This is a genomic window from Bradyrhizobium campsiandrae, from assembly GCF_014529705.1.
In the GTDB taxonomy this organism is placed as follows: Bacteria; Pseudomonadota; Alphaproteobacteria; order Rhizobiales; family Xanthobacteraceae; genus Bradyrhizobium; species Bradyrhizobium campsiandrae.
The window spans coordinates 1-16,732 of sequence record NZ_JAANIH010000057.1; the positions used below are offsets into that span (position 1 = coordinate 1).

Annotated in this window: 18 protein-coding genes and 1 riboswitch; of the genes, 13 read left to right on the plus strand and 5 right to left on the minus strand. The window is 64.9% G+C overall.

All coding sequences use genetic code 11. The annotated features are described in order from the left end of the window. The 3 genes from G8O24_RS31865 to G8O24_RS31875 all read left to right on the plus strand — a co-directional run. A partial coding sequence (locus G8O24_RS31865) for a histidine--tRNA ligase (RefSeq protein WP_188106289.1) occupies window positions 1-1,176 on the plus strand: 1,176 nt, incomplete at its 5' end. Window positions 1,177-1,291: 115 nt separating this feature from the next. Continuing rightward, window positions 1,292-1,495, plus strand: coding sequence for a tautomerase family protein (locus G8O24_RS31870; RefSeq protein WP_008144861.1), 204 nt, complete (start codon window positions 1,292-1,294; stop codon window positions 1,493-1,495). A gap of 199 nt (window positions 1,496-1,694) precedes the next feature. After that, window positions 1,695-2,087 carry a thioesterase family protein gene (locus G8O24_RS31875; RefSeq protein WP_188106291.1) on the plus strand — a complete coding sequence of 131 codons (393 nt, stop codon included), beginning with the start codon at window positions 1,695-1,697 and terminating at the stop codon, window positions 2,085-2,087. A gap of 16 nt (window positions 2,088-2,103) precedes the next feature. On the opposite strand, the gene proC is transcribed toward G8O24_RS31875, so the two are convergent. Further along, window positions 2,104-2,928 carry a pyrroline-5-carboxylate reductase gene (gene proC, locus G8O24_RS31880; RefSeq protein WP_188106293.1) on the minus strand — a complete coding sequence of 275 codons (825 nt, stop codon included), beginning with the start codon at window positions 2,926-2,928 and terminating at the stop codon, window positions 2,104-2,106. A gap of 185 nt (window positions 2,929-3,113) precedes the next feature. Continuing rightward, complete coding sequence (locus tag G8O24_RS31885; protein ID WP_188106295.1) at window positions 3,114-3,614, minus strand: type III secretion system chaperone family protein; 501 nt, start codon at window positions 3,612-3,614, stop codon at window positions 3,114-3,116. Between the two features lie 420 nt (window positions 3,615-4,034). Further along, a riboswitch (FMN riboswitch) is annotated at window positions 4,035-4,206 on the plus strand. Window positions 4,207-4,280: 74 nt separating this feature from the next. On the opposite strand from G8O24_RS31885, the gene G8O24_RS31890 reads away from it, so the two are divergent. From G8O24_RS31890 to G8O24_RS31930, 9 genes are all read left to right on the plus strand, one after another. Continuing rightward, window positions 4,281-4,829 carry a 6,7-dimethyl-8-ribityllumazine synthase gene (locus G8O24_RS31890; protein WP_188106297.1) on the plus strand — a complete coding sequence of 183 codons (549 nt, stop codon included), beginning with the start codon at window positions 4,281-4,283 and terminating at the stop codon, window positions 4,827-4,829. A gap of 100 nt (window positions 4,830-4,929) precedes the next feature. Next, window positions 4,930-6,117 carry an MHYT domain-containing protein gene (locus tag G8O24_RS31895; protein WP_188106408.1) on the plus strand — a complete coding sequence of 396 codons (1,188 nt, stop codon included), beginning with the start codon at window positions 4,930-4,932 and terminating at the stop codon, window positions 6,115-6,117. A 169-nt stretch (window positions 6,118-6,286) separates the two neighbouring features. After that, window positions 6,287-7,150, plus strand: a complete 864-nt coding sequence (locus G8O24_RS31900) for an FAD binding domain-containing protein (RefSeq protein ID WP_188106299.1) — start codon at window positions 6,287-6,289, stop codon at window positions 7,148-7,150. A 12-nt stretch (window positions 7,151-7,162) separates the two neighbouring features. Then, on the plus strand, window positions 7,163-7,663 hold the full coding sequence (locus tag G8O24_RS31905) for a (2Fe-2S)-binding protein (RefSeq protein ID WP_188106301.1): 501 nt from the start codon (window positions 7,163-7,165) through the stop codon (window positions 7,661-7,663). Continuing rightward, the gene (locus G8O24_RS31910; protein ID WP_188106303.1) at window positions 7,660-10,080 is read left to right on the plus strand and encodes an aerobic carbon-monoxide dehydrogenase large subunit; all 2,421 of its coding nucleotides are present in this window, start codon (window positions 7,660-7,662) and stop codon (window positions 10,078-10,080) included. Before G8O24_RS31905 ends, G8O24_RS31910 begins: the two co-directional genes overlap by 4 nt. Window positions 10,081-10,191: 111 nt before the next feature. Next, on the plus strand, window positions 10,192-11,058 hold the full coding sequence (locus G8O24_RS31915; protein ID WP_188106305.1) for an AAA family ATPase: 867 nt from the start codon (window positions 10,192-10,194) through the stop codon (window positions 11,056-11,058). Next, a complete protein-coding gene (locus G8O24_RS31920; protein ID WP_188106307.1) occupies window positions 11,055-12,263 on the plus strand; it encodes a vWA domain-containing protein in 1,209 nt (402 codons plus the stop codon). Before G8O24_RS31915 ends, G8O24_RS31920 begins: the two co-directional genes overlap by 4 nt. Window positions 12,264-12,274: 11 nt before the next feature. Beyond that, window positions 12,275-13,114, plus strand: a complete 840-nt coding sequence (locus G8O24_RS31925; protein ID WP_188106308.1) for an XdhC family protein — start codon at window positions 12,275-12,277, stop codon at window positions 13,112-13,114. 9 nt (window positions 13,115-13,123) lie between these two features. Beyond that, a complete protein-coding gene (locus G8O24_RS31930) occupies window positions 13,124-13,582 on the plus strand; it encodes an SRPBCC family protein (RefSeq protein ID WP_188106310.1) in 459 nt (152 codons plus the stop codon). A 3-nt stretch (window positions 13,583-13,585) separates the two neighbouring features. Here G8O24_RS31930 and G8O24_RS31935 read toward each other — a convergent pair whose 3' ends face one another. After that, window positions 13,586-14,158 (minus strand): DUF1700 domain-containing protein, encoded by a 573-nt coding sequence (locus tag G8O24_RS31935; protein WP_188106311.1) that lies wholly within the window; start codon window positions 14,156-14,158, stop codon window positions 13,586-13,588. After that, window positions 14,155-14,484 carry a PadR family transcriptional regulator gene (locus tag G8O24_RS31940; RefSeq protein WP_188106313.1) on the minus strand — a complete coding sequence of 110 codons (330 nt, stop codon included), beginning with the start codon at window positions 14,482-14,484 and terminating at the stop codon, window positions 14,155-14,157. Before G8O24_RS31940 ends, G8O24_RS31935 begins: the two co-directional genes overlap by 4 nt. A gap of 96 nt (window positions 14,485-14,580) precedes the next feature. Between G8O24_RS31940 and G8O24_RS31945 the strand changes: the two genes are divergently transcribed. After that, window positions 14,581-15,693 carry a serine hydrolase domain-containing protein gene (locus tag G8O24_RS31945; RefSeq protein ID WP_188106315.1) on the plus strand — a complete coding sequence of 371 codons (1,113 nt, stop codon included), beginning with the start codon at window positions 14,581-14,583 and terminating at the stop codon, window positions 15,691-15,693. Window positions 15,694-15,775: 82 nt separating this feature from the next. On the opposite strand, the gene G8O24_RS31950 is transcribed toward G8O24_RS31945, so the two are convergent. Further along, window positions 15,776-16,729: a ribose-phosphate pyrophosphokinase gene (locus tag G8O24_RS31950; RefSeq protein WP_188106317.1), complete on the minus strand. Its 954-nt coding sequence runs from the start codon at window positions 16,727-16,729 to the stop codon at window positions 15,776-15,778. Window positions 16,730-16,732 lie beyond the last annotated feature (3 nt).

Sequence of the window (16,732 nt, forward strand, 5' to 3'; positions counted from 1 at the left end):
CGCGTCGGCTATGTCTTCCGCAACGAGAAGCCGGGCCCCGGCCGCTTCCGTCAGTTCATGCAGTTCGATGCCGACACGGTCGGTTCGGCAACGCCGGCGGCGGATGCCGAGATCTGCATGATGGCCGCGGATACGATGGAAGGGCTGGGTGTCGCGCGCGGCCAGTACGTGGTCAAGGTGAACAACCGCAAGGTGCTCGACGGCGTGCTCGAAGCCATCGGCCTCGCGGGCGAGGAGAATGCGGCTCGCCGTCTGACCGTGCTGCGCGCGATCGACAAGCTCGACAAGTTTTCCGCAGATGAAGTGCGCAAGCTGCTCGGTCCCGGCCGCTGGGACGGCGGCGAAGAAGGCAAGGGCGACTTCACCAAGGGCGCCAATCTGAGCGCCGCGGAGGCTGACGTCGTTCTCGCCATCACGAAGCCGCGCGAGGACTGGAAAGAAGCCATTGCCGCCGCGGAGATCTACCTCGCCAAGAGCCAGGTCGGTCAGGCCGGCGTGAGCGAGCTGGAAGAAATCGCCAAATTGGTCACGGCTTCGGGCTATGGCGCCGACCGCATCAAGATCGATCCATCCGTCGTGCGCGGCCTCGAATACTATACCGGCCCCGTCTACGAGGTCGAACTGCTGCTCGACACCAAGGACGAGAAGGGGCGCCCCGTGCGTTTCGGCTCGGTCGGCGGCGGCGGGCGCTACGACGGCCTCGTCTCGCGCTTTCGCGGCGAGCCGGTGCCGGCGACCGGTTTCTCGATCGGTGTGTCGCGCCTGCAGGCCGCACTGACGCTGCTCGGCAAGCTCGATACTCGGCCTGAGGTCGGCCCCGTCGTCGTCACCGTGTTCGACCGCGACCGCGTCGCCGACTACCAGAAGATGGTTGCGTCGCTGCGCACCGCCGGGATCCGCGCCGAGCTCTATCTCGGCAATCCCAAGAACATGGGCAACCAGCTCAAATATGCCGACCGCCGCAACTCGCCTTGCGTGATTATCCAGGGCTCGGATGAAAAGGCGCGCGGCGAACTGCAGATCAAGGATCTGATCGAGGGCGCCAAGGCCGCGGCCGCGATCGCCTCCAACCAGGAATGGCGCGAGACGCGTCCCGCCCAGTTCTCCTGCAGCGAAGCCGATCTCGTCACGAAGGTGCGCGAGGTTCTGGCGCGCCATGACGTAAAGTGGGGATAGCTATTCCGGCCGGTCTTTATGCCCGGGCTTGTCCCGGGCATCTCTGTCCTGTTTGATGCGCACCTTCATGAACGGCCGGGGTGTGCCCGGTCATCGCGACAGCAGGGAGACAACAATGCCTGAGATCACCGTCAGCATGGCCGAAGGCCGCACCGACGAGCAGAAGGCCGGCATGATGCGCGACATCACGCAGGCGCTGGTGAAGAATCTCGGCGTCGACGCCGATGCCGTCGTCATCCAGATCAACGAAGCCCCGCTCCGTCACAAGATGAAGGGCGGCAAGACCTTCGTGGAGCGCGCCGCGGCGGCGAAGAAATAGGCACTGTTCTAGCGCCAACCACAACTGTCATCCCGGACAAGCGTCAGCGCAGATCCGGGATCCATAACCACAGGGAGTGGTTATGTGATGACGGGATAACTCCGAGTCTCCGTAGCCACGATGTCCTGTGGCTATGGATCCCCGATCGGCGCGCGCTTTGGGCGCGCTTGTCCGGGACGACACCGTGTGTGAGACGTCGATGGACGCACGTGATTTCATCAAGATCGGTATGAGCGCCGGGCGCACCCTGGTGGTCCCGGTGGAACGCACGGTCGGGCATTTCGTGCCCGGCATGCCGATGGTCTATGCGACGCCGATGATGATCCTGGAAATGGAGATGACGTCGGGGGATGCGATTCGCGCGGCGCTGCAGCCGGGCTGGGTCACTGTCGGGACCGAGGTCGACATCCGCCATCTCGCGGCCGCTCTTGTCGGCGCGACGGTTCGGACCACGGCAAAGGTCGTCGCGGTCGAGCGCCGCGTGATCCGCTTCGAAGTCGAGGCATTCGAGGGCACGCGCAAGCTCGGCGAGGGCCGCCACGCGCGCGGGCTCGTCAATGTCGAGATGTTCAACAAGCGGCTGGGAGCATAGCAGCGGTCGCTGCGCGTTACTTCGCCAATTCCTGCGACCGCTTCGTCGCCGCGGCGATCGCGCGGATCATGAGGTCGCGCAGGCCCGGCTCGCCCATCAGCACGCCGAGCGCCGCGGCGGTGGTGCCGCCGGGCGAGGTGACGTTCTGGCGCAACGTCGCGGATGGAAGGTCGGACTGGTGCAGCAATTCGCCGGAGCCGGCGACGGTCTCGCGCGCGAGCTTGGTTGCCAGCGCCTCGGGCAATCCCGCCTCGACGCCGGCGCGCGCGAGTTCTTCGGCGAGCAGGAATACATAAGCGGGCCCGGAGCCGGACACGGCGGTCACGGCATCCATCAGGCTCTCGTCCTCGACCCATTCGACCGAGCCGGTCGCGCGCAGCAATGCATCGGCCACCGCGCGCTGCGAGGTGCTGACATTCTTCGCCGCAACCGCGACCGTGATGCCGCGGCCGATCGCAGCCGGCGTGTTCGGCATCGCGCGCACCACGGCGCCGCCGCAGATTTCTTCGAGCGAGGCGATCGTGGTTCCCGCCATGATCGAGACTACCGAGGTGTTGTCCGAGACGAGCGACTTCAGCCTGGCGCCGGCCTCGCGGAACATCTGCGGCTTCACCGCGACGACCATCGTCTCGACCGGACCCGCCGCCTTCACATCGGGATTGAGCGCAACACCTTTGGCGGCCAGCGCGCTGATTTCGGGCGAGACCTGCGGATCGACCACCGCGACGCGGCGCGGGTCGAGCCCGCCGGCGAGCCATCCGGTCAGCATGGCGCCGCCCATCTTGCCGGCGCCGGCAAGCAGAATGGTGCCGGTGATGTTCTGGAGAGTGCTGTTTGCCATTGTGGTCACTACAAAATGGGTGTCGTCCCGGCGAAGGCCGGGACCCATAACCACAGGCGGTTCTAGTGGATGAAGGTGATCGCAACAAGCCGCGTGCCACAAGAGATATCACGCGGTATGGATCCCGGCTTTCGCCGGGATGACGAGCCGAGGGAGCTGCGGCTCTCGCCTATGTCACGAGAGCCCTACGCCTCGCCCACCGTATCGAACATCGCAGCGTCCATGGCCTGCGCCGTCGTCTTGCCCGCCCACACCACGAACTGGAATGCCGGGAAGTAACGCTCGCAGGCGTGGATGGCGCCGGCGAGCATGGCTTCGCATTGTGCGGTCGAGGCGGTGAGGCCGCCGGGCAGCACCAGGGCCTGGCGGTGCATGATCATGCCAGTGTTGATCCACAGGTCGAAATGACCGATCCACAATTGCTCGTTGACGGCGGCGACGAGCTTCTGCACCTCGCCCCGGCGCGCGAGCGGAATCTTCATGTCGAACGCGCAGGCCAGATGCAGCGCCTCGATCTCACCCATCCAGGTGAAGGAAATCTGGTAGTCGGTCCATTGCCCTTTCGAGACAATGGTCAGTTCGTCTTCGCCGGAGCGTTCGAACGGCCAGTTGTTGCTGGCAGCGATATCCTCGACCACCGCGAGCGGGTGATTTCGGGAATCGATGTTGCCTTCGAGCAGGGACATGCCGTCTCGACCTCTTGCCTTCTTGTTGTCTTTGATACGCACGCGGTTGGGTCCGGCGCGCGCTCCCTAAACGTCGTCGATCTCGGGATTCGCTGTTGCGATCTCCTTCCGACCGGCGCGGCCTGTCGCGGATCAACTGATGTGATTTGCGGAATCTGCGCAACTGGGTCCCGAGTCCGTCCACAAGTCAGGACTCGTTCGTCCACAGCTCATCTCGGACAAAATTATTAATTTGAGAACAAATCGGAATCGGATCGAGCGGCCCTCGGCTCAATCGTTAATTCAGTCCCTTGAGCGCCCAATTGGGGAGAGAACGTCTGTGGCGGCATGGGACCATGCCGTTTTTTGGGGTGGAACGCGCTTGCCTGCTGCCCCGCACCGGCGGCATAGTCCGAACCAGGTCGCTCAATCCCGGGCGGCCGATGTTCTCAGGGCGGGGTGAAAGTCCCCACCGGCGGTAAGGGCCGAAAGGCCCAAGCCCGCGAGCGCCTTCCCAAGGAGATCCTGAAAAAGGGTTTTCCCGCGGGAAGGGTCAGCAGATTCGGTGCAACTCCGAAGCCGACGGTTAAAGTCCGGATGAAAGAGAACGGTCGGTGGCAGACGCATCGCAAGGTGCGGCTGTTTGTCGTTCCGTGTGCCCTGATTCTGGTCCTGAAGAGGAAAGCCATGAATCAGATGTTGCAAGATCCCCAGACAGACACTTCCCAGACCCAGCCGCCGGTTCCAACGACGACCGAGCATCCGCGCTTTGCAAAACCGCAGCGGGTGGCCTTCGTGCAGGCCTGTTGGCACCGCGACGTGGTCGCGGAGGCCCGCATCGCCTTCATGAAGGAGGCCGAGGCGCGTCACCTCACCCATGTCGATGTGTTCGAGGTGCCGGGCTCGTTCGAGATCCCGTTGCACGCGCAGGTCCTCGCCAAGACGCGGCGCTACACCGCCATCGTCGCTGCCGGCCTGGTCGTTGACGGCGGCATCTATCGCCACGAATTCGTCGCCGACACCGTGATCAAGGCGCTGATGGACGTGCAGCTCCGCACCGAGGTGCCGGTGTTCTCGGCGGTGCTGACGCCACAGCAATTCCACGAGACCGAAGTGCACTACGATTTCTTCCGCAGGCACTTCACCATCAAGGGCATCGAAGTCGCGGCCGCCTGTGCCGAGACGTTGCACGGCCTGGAGCGCCTGCGCGGCCAGGTCGCAGCGGGAATTGTGTAGCGGTCCCTTCACACGCCGCTGATTGTCAATCCCGCCGCCGTCCCTATAAAGTCGGCGGCGGGAGGAGGCCGTGCCGTGGAGACGGACGGCCGGCAAGATCATGTTCGAAGGACACGATCCCTTTCTCGTCGCGCTGTCGGTGGCGATCGCGAGTCTGGGTGGCTATACCGGCTTTGCGCTTGCTGCTCGCATCCGCAACACGCCTGGCGTCAGCAACCGCGTTCTGCTGGCGGGGGCGGCCGCGTTTCTGGCGGTCGGCATCTGGACCATGCATTTCGTCGGCATGCTGGCCGCGCCGCTCCCGCCCGACACGGTCTATCTGGTTCTGCCCACCATCATCTCGTTCCTGATCTGCGCACTGGTGGTCGGCATCTCGCTCTTCTTTGTTTCAATCGGCGAGCCCAGCTTGAAGCGGGTGGCGTCGTCGGCCGTGCTGCTCGGCGTCGGCATCGCCAGCATGCATTACGTCGGCATTCATGGGTTGGCCGGGTCCTTTGCCATTGTCCACGACCCCTCGATGGTGCTGCTCTCGATCCTGGTTGCCATTGTCACCGCCTATGGCGGCCTGCGCGCCTTTCTGGCGCAGCAGGAGGGTGTGCGCCTGATCGTCAGCTCGATCGTCTTCGGCGTCGCGGTCTCGGGCATGCATTACACCGCGATGATGGGCATGCATTTCGAGCCGCTGACTGGCGCTGCGCACCACCATGCCGGCGGCGGCCTTGCTGCGTCGCAGCAAATCCTGTCGATCATCGTTGCGGTGCTGTGCTTCGTCATCGCTGCAGGCTTCCTGTTATCGCTCGTTCCGGATGCACGACGGCAGATGCCCATGGCTGCGGAGCCGGTTTCACCACCGACCAGCGCCGAGCCGATGGTGGCGTCGGCCGCAGCTCCGCGCCCGGTGGCGCCGCTCGGCGGCCTCGGCCAGCCGCCGCGCGCGCCGGTACCCCGGCTGCCGGTCGAGAGCGCCGACGGCACGCATTTTATCGACACCGCCAATGTCCGCAGCGTCCGGGCCGACGCGCATTACACGCGCGTTCACGACGGTACCCGGGAGCGGATGTGCCCTTGGTCGATCTCGGAAGCCGAGGCGCAGCTCGATCCCTCGTTGTTCCTGCGGGTGCACCGCAGTCATATCGTTGCCATCCCCCATGTCGCGCTGGTCCGCAAAGAGGGTGACGGCGCCGTGCTCGAGCTCGATGGCCCGTCGCCGCATAGGGTGCCCGTGAGCCGGGCCAAGATCGCTGAGGTGAAGGCGAGGCTGGGGCTGGCGAACCGGCGGCAGGCGTAAGCGCCGTCATACGTCGCCTAAGCTGACGCAATTCGTGCGCCCGCACCCGCAATTCGTGCAAAAAGCGCGCTCTGGTGCCCCAATGATTGCGGGGCAGCCCGGTCCGGAGTGACCGTCCTCTCCAACGTCCGCGCCGCCACGCGCGCAGAGACGATTAGGGGAGGAGATGATGATCCCGGGCTCATTCAGCTATCACCGGCCGGCGAGTGTCGCCGATGCCGTCAAACTCTTGTCCGACCTCGGCGAGGAGGCGCGGCCACTGGCCGGCGGGCACAGCCTGGTGCCGATGATGAAGCTGCGGCTCGCCACCCCCGCCCATCTGATCGATCTGCACGGCATCCCCGCCCTCAAGGGCATCAGCCGTTCCGGCAATAATCTGGTTATCGGGGCGATGACCACCCAGCATGATCTGCTGGCGTCCGAGGACGTCGCCAAGTCGATGCCGATCCTGCATGAGGCGGCGCTTCTGATTGCCGACCCGCAGGTGCGCTATCGCGGCACGATCGGCGGCAATGTCGCCAACGGCGATCCCGGCAACGACATGCCTGCGCTGATGATGACGCTGGGGGCGAGCTACCGCCTCGAAGGGACCGGCGGTGCGCGCGATGTCGCCGCAGCCGATTTCTATCAGGGCGCCTATTTCACCGCGCTCGAGCCCGGTGAGATCCTCACCTCCGTCTCGATCCCCGTGCCCGCAGCCGGTCACGGCTACGCCTATGAAAAGCTCAAGCGCAAGGTCGGCGACTACGCCACGGCAGCCGCCGCCGTCGTCCTCACCATGGCGGGTGGCAAGGTCGCGACCTGCGCGATCGGCCTCACCAATGTCCACGAGACGCCGCTGCTCGCCGCTGACGCGGCCGCCGCCGTGATCGGCACCAGCCTTGATGCGGCTACGCTGAAGACGGCTGCCGCAGCAGCTGCAGCGATCATGGCGCCGGCGGCAGACGCCCGCGGCCCGGTCGAATACCGAAAACATGTCGGTGGCATCATGGTGACACGCGCGCTGCAACGCGCCGCTGCCAACGCGAAATAAGGGGAGGGATCGATGGCCAAAACACACATCACCATGAAGGTGAACGGCGCAGAGGTCGAAGGCCTCGTCGAGCCGCGCACGCTGCTGGTGCACTTCATCCGCGAGAACCTTGGGATGACCGGCACCCATATCGGCTGCGAGACCACCCATTGCGGCGCCTGTACCGTCGATATCGACGGCATGTCCGTCAAATCCTGCACCATGTTCGCCGTGCAGGCGCAGGGCAGCGACATCATCACGGTCGAAGGCATGGCCAATGCCGACGGCACGCTGTCGGCGCTGCAGGAGGGCTTCCGCATGATGCACGGCCTGCAATGCGGCTTCTGCACGCCCGGCATGATCATGCGCGCGCATCGGCTGCTGAAAGAAAACGCTTCGCCGAGCGAGCAGGAGATCCGGATGGGCATATCAGGCAATATCTGCCGCTGCACCGGCTACCAGAACATCGTCAAAGCCATTCAATACGCGAGCGCCAAGATCAACGGCGTAGAATTCCGGGAGGCCGCAGAATGAACGACATGACTCCCACGCGGGAACAACGCAGTGCCGCACTCGAAGGCATGGGCTGCAAGCGCAAGCGCGTCGAGGATATCCGCTTCACCCAAGGCAAGGGCAATTACGTCGACGACGTCAAGCTGCCGGGCATGCTGCATGGCGATTTCGTCCGCTCGCCGCATCCGCATGCCCGCGTGAAAAGGATCGACGACAGCGAGGCGCTGAAAGTGCCGGGCGTGCTCGCGGTGATCACCGCCGAGACGCTCAAGACCGTCAACCTGGCCTGGATGCCGACGCTTGCCGGCGACGTGCAGATGGTGCTCGCCGACGGCAAGGTGTTGTTCCAGAATCAGGAGGTCGCCTTCGTCGTCGCCACCGACCGCTATGCGGCCGACGACGGCATCAACAAGGTGATCGTCGAATACGAGCCTCTAGCCCCGCTGGTCGATCCCTTCAAGTCGATGGACAAGGATGCGCCGGTGCTGCGCGAGGACCTCGCCGGCAAGACGTCGGGCGCGCACGGCCCGCGCAAGCACCACAACCATATCTTCGAGTGGACGGTGGGCGACAAGGAGCTGACGGATGCCGCCTTCAAGAAGGCCGAGGTGACGATCAAGGAGATGATCTCCTATCATCGCACTCATCCCTCACCGCTCGAGACCTGCCAATGCGTCTGCTCCTTCGACAAGATCAAGGGCGAGCTGACGATCTACGGCACGTTTCAGGCTCCGCATGTGATCCGCACCGTGGTGTCGCTGATCGCAAAATTGCCGGAGCAGAAGATCCACGTCATCGCGCCTGATATCGGCGGCGGCTTCGGCAATAAGGTCGGTGCCTATCCCGGCTATATCTGCGCGGCCGTGGCCTCCATCGTCACCGGCAAGCCGGTGAAATGGGTCGAGGACCGCATCGAGAACCTGACCGCGACCTCATTCGCGCGCGACTACCACATGACCACCGAGATCGCCGCGACGAAGGAGGGCAAGGTCACGGGACTGCGCGTGCACGTGCTCGCCGACCATGGCGCGTTCGATGCCTGCGCCGATCCGTCGAAATGGCCGGCCGGCTTCTTCAACATCGTCACCGGCTCCTACGACTTCCCGACCGCGCATCTGGCTGTGGACGGCGTCTACACCAACAAGGCACCTGGAGGGGTGGCCTATCGTTGCTCGTTCCGCGTCACGGAGGCGGCCTACTGCATCGAGCGTGCCATGGACATTCTGGCGCAGAAGCTCAACATGGATCCGGCTGAGCTCAGGCTGAAGAACTTCATCAAGCCGGAGCAGTTTCCGTATCATTCGGCGCTGGGCTGGGAATACGATTCCGGCGACTATCACACCGCCATGCGCAAGATGATGGAGACCACTGGCTACGCCGCGCTCCGCAAGGAACAGGCCGACAAACGCGCGGCGTTCGCGCGCGGTGAGACCCGCGAGATCATGGGGCTCGGGGTATCCTTCTTCACCGAGATCGTCGGCGCCGGACCGTCGAAGAATTGCGACATCCTCGGCATCGCCATGTTCGACTCCTGCGAGATCCGCCTGCACCCGACCGGTGCAGGCATCGCCCGCATGGGGACCAAGAGCCAGGGCCAGGGCCACGAGACCACTTGGGCCCAGATCATCGCGACCGAGATCGGCATTCCCGCCGACAACATCATGGTGGAGGAGGGCAACACCGACACCGCGCCTTACGGGCTCGGCACCTATGGCTCGCGCTCGACGCCGGTGGCGGGCGCGGCCATCGCGATGGCGGCGCGAAAGATCAAGGCCAAGGCGCAGATGATCGCGGCCTACAGGCTCGAGGTCCACGAGGACGATCTCGAATTCGACATCGACGGCTTCCGGGTGAAGGGCCTGCCGGAGAAATTCATGTCGATGAAGGATATTTGCTGGGCAGCCTACAATTCGGTGCCGCCCGGCATGGAGCCCGGGCTGGAGGCGGTGAGTTACTACGATCCGCCCAACATGACGTATCCTTTTGGTGCGTATCTCTGCGTAATGGACATCGACGTCGATACCGGCGTCTACAACGTCAGGCGCTTCTATGCGCTCGATGATTGCGGCACCCGCATCAATCCGATGATCATCGAGGGGCAGGTGCATGGCGGCCTCACCGAGGCCTTCGCCATCGCGATGGGTCAGGAGATCCGTTACGACGAGGTCGGCAATGTCGTCACGGGCTCGTTCATGGACTTCTTCATGCCCACAGCGGTGGAGACGCCGCATTGGGAGACCGACTTCACCGTCACCCCGTCGCCGCATCATCCCATCGGCGCCAAGGGCGTCGGCGAGAGCCCGAATGTCGGCGGCGTGCCGGCCTTCTCCAATGCCGTCAACGACGCGTTCTCGTTCTTAGGGTCCACGCATATCCAGATGCCGCATGATTTCTGGCGCAATTGGAAGGCGGCGAAGCAGCTCGGAGCGGTGGCGTGATTTGACCGCATCGTCATTGCGAGGAACGAAGCGACGAAGCAATCCAGGCTGTTTCCGCGGACGCATTCCTGGATTGCTTCGCTTCGCTCGCAATGACGGAGGAGGCCGGAGATGAAAAATCGTGACGAGATCGCGCAGGCGCTGGCCGCATCCGGCTACATCGCCGATGCGGATCTTGCAACCGCGATCTCGCTGATGCAGATGCTGCGGCGTCCGCTGCTGCTGGAGGGCGAGGCGGGCGTCGGCAAGACCGAGGTGGCGAAGGCGCTGGCAAAAGTGCATGCGACCGAGCTGATCCGCCTGCAGTGTTACGAGGGGCTCGACCAATCCTCCGCGCTCTACGAGTGGAACTACCAGCGCCAGCTGCTGGCGATCCAGGCGCATCGCGGCAGCGACAGCATCGAGGATCAGGTGTTCTCGGAAAAATACCTGCTGGAGCGGCCCTTGCTTGCCGCGATCCGAAGACGGCAGGCGCCGGTGCTGCTGATCGACGAAATCGACCGCGCGGACGATGAGTTCGAAGCGTTCCTGCTCGAGCTTTTGTCCGACTTCCAGGTCTCGATCCCCGAACTCGGCACCATCCCCGCCGTCACGATCCCGCATGTCGTGCTGACCTCGAACGGCACCCGCGAGCTCTCCGACGCGCTGCGCCGGCGCTGCCTCTATCACTATGTCGACTATCCCGATGTCGACCGCGAGACCCGCATCATCCTGACGCGCGTCTCCGGCGCGAGCCCGTCGCTGTCGCTTCAGATCGCGCGCATGGTCGAAGGCGTGCGCAAGGAGGAGCTGCGTAAGGTGCCTGGAGTCGCGGAGACGCTGGACTGGGCGGCGGCCCTCGTCGGTCTCGATGTCCGCGATCTTCACGGCGCGCCGGAGACCGTGCATGAGACGCTGGTCTGCCTGTTGAAGACTCATGAGGACCGCGCCCGCGTCACGCCGGAAGTGACGCAACGCCTGCTCGGGAGGGTCGCATGAGTTGCTGCGGCTCCAGCCCCGATTATGATGATCTCAACGCGGTCTCGCGCCTCGTTTCCGCTCGGCTTACCGCGTTCCTGCGCACGCTGCGCGATGCCGGCTTCCGCGTCGGGCTCGCCGAAGGGCAGGACGCGGCAACCCTGCTGTCGTCGGGCTACGCGGCGCGGCCGGGCCTGCTACGCGCGGCATTCAAGCATTTGTTCTCGGCGCGAAAGTCCGATTGGGACAAGTTCGATGGGCTGTTCGACGCGTTCTGGCTCGGCAAGCGCGTACGCTCGCGCTCTCGCACGGTTGGGTCGACGCCGGGTGCCGGCAATCCATCGCTGAAGAGCTTTCAGGACAGGTCTGCTGAGCAGGGCGGCGGCCAGCTCCTGACCGATCAGCTTTGCTCTTCGGACGACGCGCCTGAGGGGGGCTCCGGCGAAGGCCGTATGGAGGGTTCTTCACGCGCAGAAAATCTCGCCGAGGTCGATTTCAGAAAGCTTGGCGATCCCGACCAGGTCGCGCAGGCGCACGAGGCCGCCGCGCAGCTCGCCAAGGCCATGCGCACGCGCCTGACCAGGCGCGATCTGGCGCGCCGGCGCGGCTATCGGCTCGATCTCCGCCGCACCATCCACCGCAATATCAGCCATGGCGGCGTGCCGATCAGCCTCGTCAAGCGGCGGCGCAAGCACAAGCCGTTGCGGCTGATCGTGCTGCTCGATGCATCGGGCTCGATGAGCATGTACACCTCCGTCTTTCTGCGCTTCATCCATGGCGTGCTCGATCAGTTTCGCGAGGCCGAAGCGTTTTTGTTCCACACGCGTCTCGCCTACGTGTCGGATGCGTTGAAAGAGAAGGATGCCGGCCGTGCGCTCGACCGGCTCTCGATCATGGCGCAAGGCGCGGGCGGCGGCACGAGGATCGGCGAGTCCTTGCAGACCTTCAATCGCTGGCATGCCTCGCGCGTGATCCATTCGCGCAGCTGCGTGATGATCGTCTCCGATGGCTACGAGACCGGCGATGCCGCTTTGCTCGGTCGCGAGATGGCTGCGATGCGCCGCCGCTGCCGCCGCATCGTCTGGCTCAATCCGATGATGGCCTGGGAAGGCTATGCGCCGGAAGCGCGGGGCATCAAGGCCGCGCTGCCGCATGTCGATCTCTATGCGCCGGCGAATTCGCTGCAAAGCCTGCGTGCGCTCGAACCCTATCTGGCAAAGCTCTGAGGGATGTTGCAATGACCGCTCCTGTCGAAGTGCTGGAACTAGTGGCGCAGATGAAGGCCACCGAGCGTGCCTTCGTGCTCGCGACGGTGGTGCGCACGGTGTCGGTGACCGCGGCGAAGGCTGGCGCGAAGGCGATCATCGCGGCCGACGGCACCATCGTCGCGGGTTGGATCGGCGGCGGCTGCGCCAGGGGGGCCGTGCTGAAAGCGGCGCGCGAGGCACTGGCCGACGGCGAGCCGCGCATGGTCTCGGTGCGGCCGGAGAATTTGCTGGCCGAGCTCGGTGTCGTCGCGGGCGAGAGCCGGGACGGCATCCGCTTCGCCAGCAATATGTGCCCAAGCAAGGGCACGATGGATATTTTCGTCGAACCTGTGCTGCCGCATCCTTCGCTCGTGATCCTCGGCGCAAGCCCGGTGGCGCTGTCGCTCGCGGCGCAGGCGCGTGTGCTGAGCTACCACGTGACGATCGCCGCGCCCGCCGCTGATCTCTCCGCGCAGCCGGATGCCGATGCGATCATCGACGGCTATCGGCTCGGCGATCTCAACGACGCCAACCGCTTCGTCGTGGTCTCGACGCAAGGCAAGGGCGACGAGGCGGCCTTGCGCGCCGCGATCGCAACCAGGGCCTGTTATCACGCCTTCGTCGGCAGCCGCCGCAAGATGGCCTCGCTCCGCGCAAAACTCCTTGCAGAGGGCGCGAGCGCCGCTGCGATCGACGACTTCAAGGCACCGGCCGGCCTCGATCTCGGTGCTATCACGCCGGAGGAGATCGCGATGTCGATCCTCGCCGAGATCACCGTGGAACGGCGGCGCGGCCAGCGTGCCGCCCATCAGTCAGCCAGCAGAGAGTGAGAGCCGATCATGCAGATGAACGACAGCCAGCGTATCCCCGCATCGCGCGAGCAGGTGTGGGCGGCGCTGAACGATCCCGCCGTGCTGAAGCAGTGCATCCCGGGCTGCCAGTCGCTCGATGTGACCGCGCCGAACGAGATGACAGCCACGGTGGTTTTCAAGGTCGGCCCGGTGAAGGCGACGTTCAGCGGCAAAGTGACCCTTTCCGATCTCGATCCGCCGAACGCCTATCGCATCTCCGGCGAAGGTTCTGGTGGTGTCGCAGGCTTCGCCAAGGGCGGGGCGCTCGTGCGGCTGGAGTCCCAGGGCGCCGACGTCACGGTGCTGCACTACGATGTCGACGCCCAGATCGGCGGCAAGCTCGCCCAGCTTGGCGCGCGGCTGATCAACTCGACCGCAACGAAGCTCGCAGGAGAGTTCTTCAAGTCGTTCGCGGATGTGGTGAGCGCGAAGGCGGAGGCAGGTTGAAGCTCAGACGTCGCTCTGCTCCGGCTTGAGCAATCGGTAATGCAGCCGCGCATAGTTGCCGAGCCATCCGACCGCGGCATTGAGCCCAAGCGCCAACAGCGCGCCGAAGCCCGCGCCTGTGGTCACGAGTGCGACGCCTGCCAGCCCACGCAAGATCAGATTGACGAGATGTCTGTCGCCAAAATGCTTGTAGACGCTGATCAGCAATCCGATTCCGACGATCCCCAGCACGCACATCACGAAGGCGATCACGAGCAGGATCAGCAGAACGGCAAGCAGCAGTGGCAGCATCAAGACGATGTCAACCACGGCGAGGCCACTGAGCGCGAACAGCGCGGCCGTGGAGTTGCGGAAGGAGTGATGGTTCTCCCAACGGCGCAACCCCGTCTCGGCGCGCAGCTCGCGGGCCAGCCGTCTGGGATCGCCCAGCGCGGCGGCGACCTCTTGCTCGCTCCGCCCAGAGGCGCGCGCCTCCTCGAAATGAGCGGAATAGTCGGAGAGGATGTCGTCGATCTCCGCCGAGGGCAGTCCCGCGAGCCCGTCGGCGAGGATGTGAAGGAAGTCGTCGCGGGTCATTTGGCGTCTCCGAGGAGGCGGTCGACTGCGTCGGTAAAGCTTCGCCATTCGCGCTTCTGCGCGGTGAAGGCGGCGCGGCCGGCGGCCGTCAGGCGATAATATTTGCGCGGCGGGCCGCTACTGGATTCCTCGAGGCGGGTGTCGACCAGCCCGTCATCCTGCATCCGCCGCATCAACGGATAGATCGTTCCTTCACCCATGCCGACGCCGGCCGACAGCGTGCTCGCGATCTCATAGGCATAGCTCTCGCCGCGCGCGAGCAGGGCGAGCACGCAGAGCTCCAGCGCGCCCTTCTTGAGTTGAACCTGATTCGTCGAGTCGGCCATTTCCTCCTTGACTACACCGCTTTCGAAGGAGCTTATATAGCAAGGTACCATTTATTGCAAGGTACCTGTGAATACACCGTTCCGGAGGAATTGGCTATGGCTGCTCTCAGCCGTCGTCATCTACTGGCTGGTCTCGGCGCGGGCATCGCGCTGCCGTCGGCCTTCCCTCGAGCCTTCGCTTGGGCCCCGCCCGCCTTGGCCGGGGCGATCGATCCTGCCCAGAGCCTCGCCGCACTGGAGCGAGCCGGCAAGCTGCCCGGGCTGCACGCGCTTCTGGTGAGCCAGGGCGGCAAGCTCGTGTTCGAGCACTATGGCGAGGGGGAGGATGAAGGCTGGGACCGGCCGCTCGGCCGCGTCGTGTTCGGCCCCGACGTGCCGCACGATCTGCGCTCGGTGTCCAAGAGCATCGTCGGTCTTGCCTACGGTATCGCGCTCGCGGAGGGCAAGGTGCCGCCGACGGACGCAAAGCTCTATGCGCGGTTTCCCGAATATGCCGATCTCGCCGTGCAGCCGGGCCGGGACAAGATCACGATCCACCACGCGCTCTCGATGACGCTTGGGCTCGACTGGGAAGAACTCGCGATCGTTTACGGCGATCCGCGCAACAGCGAGACGGCGATGGAAGCCGCGCACGATCGCTATCGCTTCATTCTCGAGCGTCCGATCGCCGGTGAGCCGGGCGTGAAGTGGACCTATTGCGGCGGCGCCACCGCGCTGCTCGGCCGGCTCATCGCCAGGGGCACCGGCGAAGCCTTGCCGGCCTATTGCCGCCGCGTGCTGTTCGATCCCCTCGGCTTTGGCCCGTCGGACTGGAGCATTGGCCAGGACGGCGAGCCGCGCGCGGCCTCAGGGGCGCGTCTTTTGCCGCGCGACCTCGTCAAGATCGGACAACTCATGCTGGCGAATGGCAGCTGGAACGGAAAGTCCATCGTCCCGGCCGACTGGGTGAAGCGCGTGACCACGCCTGTTGTCCCGATCAGCTTCGGTCGTCACTATGGCTATCACTGGTACATGGGCGATTTCGCCACTGCGCAGCCGCTGCATTGGTTTGGCGGTGTCGGCTGGGGCGGTCAGTATCTGTTCGTGATCCCGGCGCGCGATCTCGTCGTAGCGATCCACTGCGGCAATTACCAGCGATCGGGCCGGGAGCAGACCGAAGTGATGCTCGCGCTGATGAGAGACGTTGTGCTGCCGAGCTTTGCAGCGTGACCGACTTACGTCGTAACGGCAAAGAGATGGCGGGCACGGCGCGCAGCGCCTTTGCCCACCCTTCGGCATTGCAGACCTTAGTTTAGTCGAACAGGCTCGAGACCGATTCTTCCGCCGCGGTGCGCGCGATCGCGTCCGAGATCAGGCTGGCGATCGGCAGCGTGCGGATGTTCGGCGCCTTGGTCACCGCTTCCGTAGGCAGGATCGAGTCGGTGATGACGAGCTCTTTCAGCTTCGAGCCGGAGATACGGGCCGCCGCACCGCCGGAGAGCACGCCGTGGGTGATGTAGGCGTAGACCTCCTTGGCGCCCTTGGCGATCAGCGCATCGGCCGCGTTCACCAGCGTGCCGCCGGAATCGACGATGTCGTCGACCAGGATACAGCTGTAGCCGGAGACGTCGCCGATCACGTTCATGACCTCGGATTCACCCGGACGCTCGCGGCGCTTGTCGACGATCGCGAGCGGGGTGTTGATGCGCTTGGCAAGGCCACGGGCGCGGGCCACGCCGCCGACATCAGGCGAGACCACCATCACCTTGCCGAGGTCGAAACGTTCGCGGATGTCGCGCACCATCAAGGGGGCCGCGAACAGATTGTCGGTCGGGATGTCGAAGAAGCCCTGGATCTGGCCGGCATGCAGGTCGAGCGTCATGACGCGATCGACACCGGCATGGGTGATCAGATTGGCGACCAGCTTGGCCGAGATCGGCGTGCGCGAGCCGGAGCGGCGGTCCTGCCTCGCATAGCCGAAATAGGGGATCACGGCGGTGATGCGGCGCGCCGAGGAGCGGCGCAGCGCGTCGGTAATGATCAGGAGCTCCATCAGATTGTCGTTCGCCGGAAACGAGGTCGACTGGATGATGAAGGCATCGGAGCCGCGGATGTTTTCCTGGACCTCGACGAAGATCTCCATGTCGGCGAAGCGTCGGACCACCGCCTTGGTCAGCGGCATGTCGAGGCCCTGCGCGATGGCCTGGGCGAGAGCCGGATTGGAGTTGCCGGCGACGAGCTTGATGGAGCCGTTCTTGGCCGACATGGA